Origin of the sequence: Caballeronia sp. EK (assembly GCF_014384845.1) — a bacterium.
GTDB classification, from domain to species: Bacteria; Pseudomonadota; Gammaproteobacteria; order Burkholderiales; family Burkholderiaceae; genus Caballeronia; species Caballeronia jiangsuensis.
Genome location: NZ_JACSUE010000028.1, coordinates 38929 through 50146 on the forward strand (window position 1 = coordinate 38929; position 11218 = coordinate 50146).

An 11218-nucleotide genomic window follows, 5' to 3' on the forward strand; every position below is an offset into this window, starting at 1 on the left:
CGACCCGATTGCGGTATTTGCGTCGATGATGTCGCTGATACCGTCTAGAAGAGCGGCATTTCTCGTTTCGACGTCATGGCGCCGGGCCTTGGGGGCGCCGATGGGGCTGTGGGCCCCCGGCGTCGTACGAGCGGAGGTTCCGATCCCGCGCGCTGACTGCGCCACATCCCATTGTCGCGATCGGACGCGGCTAAAATGCCGCCGGAGGCGGCACGAGGGGTGCATAGCGCATCAATAGACCCTTCAGACGAGCTCGGACGGTCGCACGGCGCGTGACTGCACGCCGTGTTGCCGCGCTCGTGGACAAGCGATGTTCGATGGCAGCGCGAGAACCACGAGTCGCGGCGTGTTCCACGTGTTCAATCGGTGCAATTGTGGCCAGCTAGCCGACTGCACCCGAAGGTCGCCGCCGGCTGCCCTCGCTGTTCGGGCGACGATCGCCCTGACATCACTGTATCGGTGGCACGGCACCGACCTTTTCCGCAAGCATCCGCTCATACACCCCAAAGTGCAGGTCGACCTCTTCCTGGGCCACGATCCGGACAAGTATATTGACCTGATCAGGCACAAGGCCCATCACCGTTGCGAGAGCGGCCTCCAGTTGCGGCGCGCAGAGCCGATCCTCCGCTACAGTAGAGCCGACTGTTATGTCGTAGGTCTTCTCTTGCCCGAAGACGATGTCGACGACGCGCGCCCGCGCACTCATATTGTTGTCGACCGCGGTCCGCGTCACTTCCGCGAGTTGATGCATGACCTCGGTCGGGAAGCCTTTGGCTGAGCGCAGCCGGATGCGGTGCTTGCCAAGCGTACGCCAATCAGTATCGAATTCCACGATGTCCTCCCAATCGATCTATTTGCGCGGGACGATATGGGCAAAGCGACGATTTTCAAGCCTAAGATTGGACCGGAAGAACGAGCAGCAGCGGTCATGCGATGTCATGAGCGACGACATCGATCCCCGGAACGGGACCATGGAAACGTCACCCCGTCACGGCGGCGTCGGCGCCCGTCGCCGAGGAGCATCGCAGCCTGGGTTCACGCCTTCATTGGCGGTGCCTGAAACGCAGTGGACTGAGGGCCGCGCAAGGAGTGCGTTTGTGGCGGCGCACTGCGTTCGACCACAGCGCCGTTCGTCTTCGCCGACGTGCGACCTGAGTTGCGTTGTCGCTCGCGGCGGCGCTGCTGCCCCCTCAGTCCACCGCGGCGACTTGAAATTTTCAAAGAGATTGAGTACGTTATTTTCAGTTCAGGCAGTGTGTCCGCCGCCCGATCGGTCGCACGCTGCGTGTTTCTATTTGTTAGCCGGCAGCATCGCAGGCGAAATGGGGCGCGCAAGCCCGTTCTCTTCCTTGCTGCGTCGAAGGAGAAGACGATGAGCAAGTTTTTTGCGCCCGGCTTCGTTCAGTCTGGTCGAGCATGTCCTCATGCGCCACGGGTGGTTCCACGCCTCTCCCGTCGGAGCGCGGTAGCACAACGCCGTTGTGCATGCAGGCAATTATGCGATGCGGGTCCCACTTCGCTGTTTGTGAGCATGCGCGACTTTCAGGTGCCGCGATAACGCCCGCCGCCAACACGCTTCGAATTGATCCCAGCGATGGATAGGGGATTTGCCCCAATGGGCCTGCAAGAGTATGAGGCTAGGGCTATGAACGCACGGCAGGTATTACTCGGGGCTGCGGCCGCGATAACCATGTTCTGGACAGGCGACGCACCTTCAACGAGCTCGCCGCTGCGGACCTTGCCCCTTCAGGGCGATATTTGGATTACGGGGACGTTCCAGCGAGGCAGGGACCGGTACGCCCCGGGCGACTATACAACGATCCTCCCGGATCGCCCGGCGACCTGAAAACTGAATGCCTGAGCTGGGACACGTCACGCGCCCCTGACGACCACCCGCTGGCGGAGGTAGCGACGCATTAGTGTCGGGACCGGGGTGCCGCTTACGCCTAGCAAAATACGGTGACCACTTTGTCGCTGTAAGGCGGAGTAAGAATCGTCCGGTGCGCTGAAGGGGCAGTCGGTTACTCGGTCTGATTGGTCCGTCTCGCGCGCGGGCGCTCATGTTACTGCCGACTGGGAGCCGGAATGACTCTGACCGCCACACGCATTCGCCGCGGAGCGAAAACCTTATTGGCACGTAACAGAACACTGTGCTGGCTCAAGCTCATCCATTCGTATTCGAATCCATGGTGTCGTCGCATGGTTTGTCAGGAGAAACCGTCATAACAGGGCTTCGGCCGCCGCTTTCCATGAACAAAACATCAGCGCTCGTCCCCTTGAAATTCCTGTTCTGCAACCTATCTTAGATCTCGCTCAGGCAGTCGCGCCAGCAGTCCGGCGCGCTGCGTGTTTCGATTTGTTTGCCCGCGGCACGGGAGACGAACTGGAGCGCGTAGGCCGGTTCGTCTTCCTGCTCGTTCAAAGGAGGGATTGACCATGAGCGAACTTAACTTCGGGACCGACCTCTTTAGCGAGTTCGACCGTCTGCAACGGCAGATGGCAGGCCTCTTCGGCGGTTTCCCGTCCAGCATCCGTTCCGGGCCCTTTGGCGCCTTCCCGCAGATCAACATCGGCTCGACCGACGGCTCGATCGAAATCGTCGCGTTCGCGCCGGGTGTTGACCCGCAGAAACTTGACGTATCCATCGACAAGGGGCTGCTGACCATCAGCGGCGAGCGCGAGCCTTCGCAGCCAGAAGCAACTGGCGACGACATGCGCACTTACGCGCACGAGCGGTTCGTCGGCACTTTCCGGCGCGTCATTGAGCTCCCGCAGCACGCTGACCCTGACAAGGTCTCGGCGCAATACACCAATGGCTGCCTGACCGTAAGCATCGGCAAGCGGGAGACGTCCAAGCCCCGGGCCATCACGGTGCAGTGAAATCTTTTGCGGACTGAGGAGAACATCATGAACGACACGACCGAGCTTGCAAAAAAGGATCAGACGGAAGTGGCGAGGCGTGAAGGCGACCAGTCGCAACGTCGCATCACGCTAACTCCGCCCGTAGACATCTTCGAGAACAGCCAGGGCGTAACCCTGTGGGCCGATTTGCCCGGTGTGACAAAGGACCGACTCGACGTAAAGGTACACGACGGCAGCCTATACATCGAGGCCGAGGCGATGGTACCCATGCCGGCAGGGCTGCGCTTGCAGCATGCGGAGATTCGCCGGCCCCATTTTGCGCGGGCGTTCTCTCTCGGGGTTGACCTGGACGCGTCAAAAATCGATGCCAACCTCAAAGATGGCGTGTTGAAGTTAACGATACCGCGTCGGGACGAGGCCCGTCCGCGCCGGATCGAAATACGGACGGACTGAGCCGAGGGCCGGCGGCAACGGTAGCGGAAAGGAACCGGGTGGTGGCCGTCAGGCTGCCACCTGCCGCCCCTTGGCTCCGATGTGGGTGTTAGACACGAGTGCGTGCATTGGAGACAGACTCATCCAGCGAACCGCCGGCCCCGTGCGAAAGCAATTTTCTTTGCGAGTACTTTGCTTCGCTGCGTCGGAATGTTGGTCTCCCATGCTATAGAGGAGAATACGATGAGCACCGATCCGAAGAAATGGAATCCCTCCAAGTTCCTTCGCGGTTCATCCCGCAACTCCGATGCGGACGATCGCAAAGAAACGCCTTCGACAAATGAACAGTGGCGGGCCTCGTGGCCTGACATTGCGCGACTGTTTTCAAGCGAAGCGTGGCATGCAATGGAAGAGTTCTTTCATGACCCATTTGCGGGTCGGGGCACGCTCGAACGATGGTTTGGCGACTTCAGTTCGTCACGCTTCCAGCCGCGCGTCGACGTGGTCGATGAGGGCAAGGTGCTGCGCATAACAGCCGAGTTGCCTGGCATGGCGCGCGAAGATCTGAATGTGAGCGTCGAGGACGGGGCGATCCTGCTGCGTGGCGAGAAAAAGCAGGACGTGCGCAGCGAAGAGAATGGCTGCTACCGGCTGGAGCGCGCCCATGGAACGTTCGTGCGCATGATCCCGATGCCGGATTACGCTGACCCAGAACGCGCGCTGGCGAAATTTGACAACGGCGTGCTCACGTTGACGGTGCCGAAATTAGAGCCGACGCGCCCCGCGAGCCGCACGATTGATATTGGCTAGGGCATCGAGGGGATCGGGTCGTTAGCTCAGCTGGTAGAGCAGCGGACTTTTAATCCGTTGGTCGCTGGTTCGAATCCAATACGGCCCATGGGAACGGTAACGCGAAGCTGAAAGGAGGTATGGTTATCGCCCAGAAACCCGAATCGGTGCATGTAAAACATTGGCATCTCTCATAGACAAAGCAAGTGCTTACTGTCGGAAGGCGGCGCTTTGCTCCCTGAGTAGCGATGCCTGAGCCGACGATCAGAGGCGCGACGAGACGCTTGCAACTCGTTCAAATCGACACGAGCTGGACTAAAAACAAATATCAGACCAATTCTGCCCGGACAGGACAAGCATCCGGGCGTTGGAGTCTCCGATGCTTGACGTACTTCAAGAAACATGGGGCGATTTTACTGTCGGCATTCTGACGTTCCCGGTTCTCGAGCTTCAAACGCGGACGTCCTCGCCCGACGGTTACGTCGCAATCGTGCGCATCGACAGGGCCGGCAAGGTGCTCGCCGATTGGCACCTGGCGCGTTCTTCCCGACCGTTCGAAAGTGCGTCCGAGGCGCAACGTAATGCGTTGGAATACGCGATCATCTCCATCGGGCGCGGCATTTTCGACGAAACGTCGAGAAAGGCATGACGCCCCCTCGCTGGGTGACGACGTGTCGCTGTGCATCGCTCGTTCGCGCATTCTTCGCCGCGCGCCTCCTCGTGCAGGGGCGCGCCACTGCGCTTGGCATGTTAAAGGCCGGTTACCATTGCGACGTTCGACCACGTTCTAGATCGTTTCCCTTATAAGCATGACTTACCGCGCCTGCGTCGCCGCATCCGGCTTCGGCTAAACGAAGCCAGTCTGCATTGCTGCATATCAAGCCCGCGCGAGCCCGTTGACGCCCTTTTTGTTGACCGCGGAAATAACGTCGGCGTCAAGAACCCGACCCCACCGAGTAGTTGTTCGAATGACACATGTCTACCTATTTCCATTGTCGTAGTTAACCTAAGTTAATTTCCTTATAAAATCTAATTGGACTTATTCGCAGCCTATTCCACATGTCTCACGCCTTAGCTGACGCTCACCGGTCATTCGCAGCTCAGTCGCAGCGTGCCGCTTCGCTAGCGAGTTCAACCGGTCGATGCGACCCAATCGATGTTGCGCGAGCAGGCCCGCGCACTGCGCTCATCGGGATTGCGGGCGTCATGTTGGTCGCGGCAGCGGGGCGCTACCAGCGAGAGAACAAACGGGCGCCGCGCATCGACGTCTTGAAGCGGCGTCGGGAAAGCCGATGCGATGGCCTCACGGGACTAAGCCAGTCGAGAGACGTGAAGGTATGCCATGCAAACGCACGTTCACGAATTGCTTACCCGAGCGATAGGATCGGGCGCCACGGCAGGGCGGCGTCGGCGGCGGTAGCATCCGCCGGCGCGATGCACAAGGGGCATGGACACTACGCGGCGATGAAGGCCATCACGCACTGTGTCTGGCGCGACGCATCGCGGCGAAGAAGGCCGAGCGCGAAGTACACCGGCCTCGGCGCGGCGCTTCCGCTCGGTGATGTCCCGAAAAAACGATGCGATCCCGCCTTCGCCGGTCGAGTAGGCGCGCACTTCCACCCAAACATGACTCGTCTGCTCTTCTTTGATAATCGACGACGTAGGCCACGAGCGCACCCGTCGCGGCCGCGTTCCCGATGTTCGTCGCCCCGGATCGACCGTCTGCGCGTCCGCACAGCGCTTCGAACAGCGCGCTCCAGAAGACCGCGCTGCCCATATGAATTGTCGTCCACAATCATCAGCTTCAGCTGGCCACTTGCCAACGGCTGCGCGTTCGATGGCCGCTCCGAGGGTTCGCGCGGAATCTCCGAAGCCGGTCTGAGACGGCGGGCGTCACATTAATCGCAATAAGCGGCTATGGGCAAGAAGAAGATCGCCAGCGCAGCGCGCAGGCGGGTTTCGACCATCACCTTGTCAAACCGATTGACATTGAACAGTTGACAGATCTGCTGGCCACCCTGTCGGCTAGACCGAGTCTTTGATTGTTTGAATCATAGGCCGAGCGCTGGGTGGGCGCCCGGCTCGGCGCGATTAACCGCACTCAGAAACCCATGGTCAGTAGAGTGGGCGCGGGCGAGCCACTCGCTTGGCTCACCTAGGCAAGGCTTATCGAGACAGCGCGTTGCTGTCTGACCGGTACGGCTGGCGGACACGCGCAAGGTGATCGTACACGCATAATGTTGGTCTGCGCGCATGGCTCAGCTGAAGAGACCGTTGCACGAGTCGAGCCGCGAAAGATATGGCGGTGTACGCCGGCCTTGGGACAGTCGAAGCAGTTAGGTCGTCTTCGAACTCGCGCAGCGGACGCGCGCTGGCCAATCTCCTCAAAGGCATGGACCATGCGCCGTGTCGTACGCGGTGGCTCAAGCGAGGGTGGAAAGTGGACAGAAGGGGAGCGGCTAGGTCCGTAACTGATCCACAAAGGTGCCGACGACATAGTCGACATCGGTCACGCTCAATGGTCTCCAGTTGCGCCGACCCCGTCGCGCCCATGCAACGATCATTTTGTTTGATTGGTTTCCTGTAGGTCGGAGGGTGGCGGGAAGTGCGCCTCGTAAATCAAAGGCGAATGATCACGCTCGCGATGCGCTCGAAGCCGTCGATGCGTTCGGCGGACGCCTAGTCACTCGACACTGGAAGTCCTCGGCAGGAGAGAGCATAACCGCATCAGGAGCAAGCAGGGCGCGTAAATCGGCCTTCACCTCGCAACTTCATGTACCTAATCGCCTGAGTATATTTCCGATGCAGCCGTGCGAGAAGCCCTCGAAATTCGGCAACGCTTTAGCGAGCACGCGTATCGCGTATGCGTGATGGCGGGTTTTGCTGCGTTCGGTGGGCCGACCCCGTATATCAACCGCATCGGTGCAAATTAGCACCCGCAAACACGGCACGACTTTCGCTGCCACAGAACTCGCATTGATAGCCAGACGACATCAATACTTGAAAAGATTGCACTTCTACTTTCAGCCCCTTTGCGACAGTATTTGTACTCAAGATTCCAGCAAACTGGAACGTAAGTAGAACGCATCGGAGACACGCCATGCACGTCACACAACACATCCATCGCGGCTGACGATTGCCGCTCGAGGCCGCCTGGTTTCGCGGCCTAGCCTCTGCGCAAACCAGACATCCGAATCCGAGCGTCAATGGCGCGGCGGCCGCATCGTCATGTCTGGCTCTTGTCCAAACACCCGTTTCTTTCTATCGCAATGCCCTTCAGGAGACAAACTTCATGCAAATCACCGGTATGTTGCACGGCGCGCGCCTGCTGCAATTCGTTGGATTTCCGGCGAGTGAGATCCTCGGCCCGAGCGCCAGCGAGGAAGAGATCAAGACCTTGATCGATCGTCATCGCCAGATTTTCATCAAGCCCGTGTTCAAGGGAGGTGTCGGAAAGAAAGGCAAAGCGGGCTTGCTCGGCCGTGCAGCGGATCTCAAGACCGCGTTGAGCGAAAAAGAACGGTTGTACTTCGCTGAACACACTGTCGGCCACCTGAAGGCGAAGGCGAACGGCGTGACGTTCGAAGCTGGCGTTCCGGCCGAGCATGAAGTCTATTTCTCGATCACCGATTCCACCCGCTTCCGAGCGCCGACGATGACGCTTTCGCATAAGGGCGGCATGGACATTGAAGAGGTCGACCCGAAGCATGTGGCGATGGTGCCCTTTGATGCGTTGACGGGCCTCAAGGCGTTCGTCGTGGCGAATGCGCTAAGCGAGATCGGCGCGCCGAAGGAGATTATCTCGCCGCTCGTGCAGCAGTTGCCAAAACTCTGGGAGCTCTTTCATGACTTCGGCATGACGACGCTGGAGCTCAATCCCATCCGGATGCGCGAGGACAAGAACGGACGGCTGACCCCTGTCGCCTGCGACTTCAAGTGCGGCTTCGATCGCGACGATCCGCGCTGGACGCGTCTTGGGCTGCCGCAACACCTGTTCGCCGCCGACTACTCCGACTTCGAGCAGGAGATCAATCAGTTGCGCACGCATCAGGGCCAAAGCGATGTGTACGTGATCAACGACAAGGGAACGATCCTCGCGCCGACATTCGGCGGCGGTGCCAACTCGCTCGTGACCGAAATGCTCGGCGACGCCGCGATCATCTCGTCGGATTTCGGGGGCAATCCGCCATACGCGAAGATGAAGGAAGTGGCCCGTATCTGTTTTAAACACTGGCTCAAGCAGTCGAACGTGCTTTTCATTATCGGCGGCAAGTCGAACAACACCGACATCTTCGAGACGCTGCGCGCGATGGCCGATGCCCTTCGCGAACACTTCAGCGAGCATGGACCGACGCCGCTCTACGTGGTGCTGGGTCGCGGCGGGCCGAACCTCGTGCGCGGCATGGCTGCGTTAAGGGACACCTGCGACTCGCTCGGGCTGCCTTACAGACTTTTTGGATTCGACTCCGACATCAGCGAAGTCATCCAGTACGCACGCAAGGCGGACGCGTGGATGCGAGAGGGTGGCCGAGCCGAGATCGCAGTACGCATTGGCGCGACCGCGCAGAAAGCCGAAACGGCTCAGGCTTGAGGAGTACGACATGCATAAACAACACAGCAAACCGTTCAAATATTTCGTCGGCGTCAACTCGCTCGCGCAAATCGCCACACGCGACGATCGCGTGTGCGTGCTCAACATCCTGGGCGGCGAGTCGTCCGATGTGACGCCCGTTAGTCATGCCTTCTCCGGCGGCAATATCGTCTTCGGTACGGCACCCGGGAAGGGGGGGCAAGCGCTCTCCACATCGGCCGGCGATATTCCGGTGTACAACAACGTCCGCGAAGGGCTGGAGGCAGGGCATCGCTTTAATTGCGGCGTGGTGTATCTGCCGCCATCGGCTGCCCGTGACGGTGTTGCCGAACTGATTCGCGTCAATCCCGATCTCAAGAAGATTTTCATCATCACCGAGAAGATCGCCGTGCATGACGCCCGCGAAATCCGCGCGATGGGTCAGCAAGCGGGCGTCGACATCTTCGGGGCGAACGGGCTGGGCGTAGCGGACTCGTGGAATCGCGTGAGGATTGGCGGAGCGCTCGGGGGCGACAATCCGGACGATTCGCTGCGCAAAGGCTCGATCGCTATCTTCTCAAACTCCGGCGGCTTCAGCACGACGATCGCGCAATATCTGCGCATGAGCGGCTGGGGCACGTCGACCGTCATTTCCAGCGGCAAGGACGTCTACATCCACTACGCCGCGCCGGAATTCGCATTCGCACTCGCCAACGATGCGCGCAGCAAGGCCGCCGTGCTCTATTGCGAACCGGGCGGCTATTACGAAGCCGACGCGACCTTTACGAAACCGGTCGTCGCCTGCGTGGTGGGCCGGTGGAAAAGCCGGCTGACACGCGCGGTCGGCCATGCGGGCGCGATGGCCGGTGGTTCCGACGACGCGCAAGCAAAGGAACGCTGGTTCATGGAGAAGTTCGGCGTCGACCGACTTTTCAGCCCCGACGATCCATGCTGCTCGGCCAAGGGCGCGGTCGTCACGAACATCGCGCATATCCCGGCGGCGCTGACCGCCGTCATGCGCGCCAACGCGACGATGCCCGACTTCGAGCCCGAAGGCAGCCTCGCGCTCAAGCCGTGGTTCGGCTCCGCTCAGGGGATCGAGTTGCCGTCTGAACTTGCGATTCCCGTGGTCGGCGCGGTCGCTCCGTATGACGAGCAGGTCTTGCAGGTCAACAGCCAGATCGGGGCGATTGCGCCGCGTCAGTCGCTCAAGGACGCATCGGGCGCCTCGCAGATGGATGCGAAAACGCAAGTCAGCAGCCTTCACGGAACGTCGATGCTCGACGCCGCGACGCGCTCGCTCGAAGCGAACGTGAATCTGGCGCTGCTGCACGAACCCGGCGGCGAGAACGACGAAAAGCTGATCAACGTAGCGATCGCGGCATCGGTCAATCTGCATGGAACGCCGGAGCTCGTCGCGGCTCAGGCAGCGCGAGAGGCGGGCAATGCGCCCAACGCAATTCTGGCGGCTGCGGCGTCGATCGTCGGGCCGAAGCGTCAGCGCGCCGCGCGCGATGCCGCCCAATGGTTGATTGACCACTTCGCCGCTGCGGGCCTCACCAATGCGCTCGACGAAAGCTTTGATATCGGCCAGATCGACGGCACCGGCAGCGAGCCGCTCTTCGCGGACGCTCGCGATCCGCGCGCCGAAGCAATGCTTTCGGGGCTCGCAAAGCGTGGCGCTAAGTCGGTGCTGATCCGCTGGCTCGCGTCGCGGCCAGCGCACCCGACGGCGGACGCCGTGCTCGCCGCGATCACAACCACTTTGGCGTGGGGCCCACTCATGCGCAAGCGCGTGTCGCGCGTCACCGCCGAGAGCTTGCCTTGGTGGACGATGTTGTTCGGACGTTTGATCGGCGCTTCGGCGGACGCGTCGCGTCACGCACCAGACGGTTTTTGCGGCTTTACCAACGAATCGCTCTTGAACGAACGCAGCCTCACCGAGATTTGCTTCGCCGCATTGCTCGATCTCCAACCTGGCCCCGACAATCTTTTCGCATTCAAGACGCTCGCGGGGCTGCTGCTCACAAACGGTCCAGGAGCCATTTCGGCACAAGGGGCGAAAGGCGCCGTATCGGCCGACGGTCCTGAGAGCCCCGAGCGCGTGCAACTCAATAAGGCGCTTGTCGGCTTCCTTTCGCATACCGGCTACACACATGGAGGCAACGGGTACGAGGGAATCGCGTTCCTGATCGAAGCGTTCCGCGAAACGGCGCTCGGCGATCCGTCGGACGGTAGCCACGGCGTGGATCTGCGCAAGCTGGCCGAACACGCGGTGGAGCGTTACGCCCAGTACAAGGCGCGCAAGAAGAACGTGGGCAGCCTGGACATAGCGAAGCTGCCAGGGGTCAATCATCCGGTGTTCAAGGACAGGCCCGTCAACCATGATCCGCGCGAGGTGTTCATCGCAAATTTGTGCGAGCAACGCGGGGAATACAACGCGTGTGTCGTTACCCTACCAATGTCGTAAACGACATCTGTAGGTAATACCCGCCGACCCAAAAAGTCCCGCGTTAGACTCTATTTTCCTGTTGTTGGCTTCCTGGACCACCCGAAGGTCTGCGT

At 60.5% G+C, this 11218-nt stretch carries 7 protein-coding genes and 1 tRNA gene; 7 read left to right on the plus strand and 1 reads right to left on the minus strand.

Features of this window, described 5'->3' with window-relative positions; all coding sequences use genetic code 11:
* Positions 1-448: 448 nt before the first annotated feature.
* Positions 449-832: a hypothetical protein gene (locus IAG25_RS38690; protein WP_187609557.1), complete on the minus strand. Its 384-nt coding sequence runs from the start codon at positions 830-832 to the stop codon at positions 449-451.
* Positions 833-2436: 1604 nt separating this feature from the next.
* Here IAG25_RS38690 and IAG25_RS38695 point away from each other — a divergent pair.
* From IAG25_RS38695 to IAG25_RS38725, 7 genes are all read left to right on the plus strand, one after another.
* Positions 2437-2880 (plus strand): Hsp20/alpha crystallin family protein, encoded by a 444-nt coding sequence (locus IAG25_RS38695; RefSeq protein WP_187609558.1) that lies wholly within the window; start codon positions 2437-2439, stop codon positions 2878-2880.
* A 27-nt stretch (positions 2881-2907) separates the two neighbouring features.
* Complete coding sequence (locus IAG25_RS38700; protein ID WP_187609559.1) at positions 2908-3315, plus strand: Hsp20/alpha crystallin family protein; 408 nt, start codon at positions 2908-2910, stop codon at positions 3313-3315.
* A 222-nt stretch (positions 3316-3537) separates the two neighbouring features.
* Positions 3538-4104 (plus strand): Hsp20/alpha crystallin family protein, encoded by a 567-nt coding sequence (locus tag IAG25_RS38705; protein ID WP_187609560.1) that lies wholly within the window; start codon positions 3538-3540, stop codon positions 4102-4104.
* 15 nt (positions 4105-4119) lie between these two features.
* A tRNA-Lys gene (locus tag IAG25_RS38710) sits at positions 4120-4192 on the plus strand.
* Between the two features lie 270 nt (positions 4193-4462).
* The gene (locus IAG25_RS38715) at positions 4463-4732 is read left to right on the plus strand and encodes a hypothetical protein (protein ID WP_187609561.1); all 270 of its coding nucleotides are present in this window, start codon (positions 4463-4465) and stop codon (positions 4730-4732) included.
* 2643 nt (positions 4733-7375) lie between these two features.
* Positions 7376-8674, plus strand: coding sequence for an ATP-grasp domain-containing protein (locus IAG25_RS38720; RefSeq protein WP_187609562.1), 1299 nt, complete (start codon positions 7376-7378; stop codon positions 8672-8674).
* Positions 8675-8684: 10 nt separating this feature from the next.
* Positions 8685-11123, plus strand: coding sequence for a CoA-binding protein (locus IAG25_RS38725; RefSeq protein WP_255504310.1), 2439 nt, complete (start codon positions 8685-8687; stop codon positions 11121-11123).
* Positions 11124-11218: the final 95 nt, after the last annotated feature.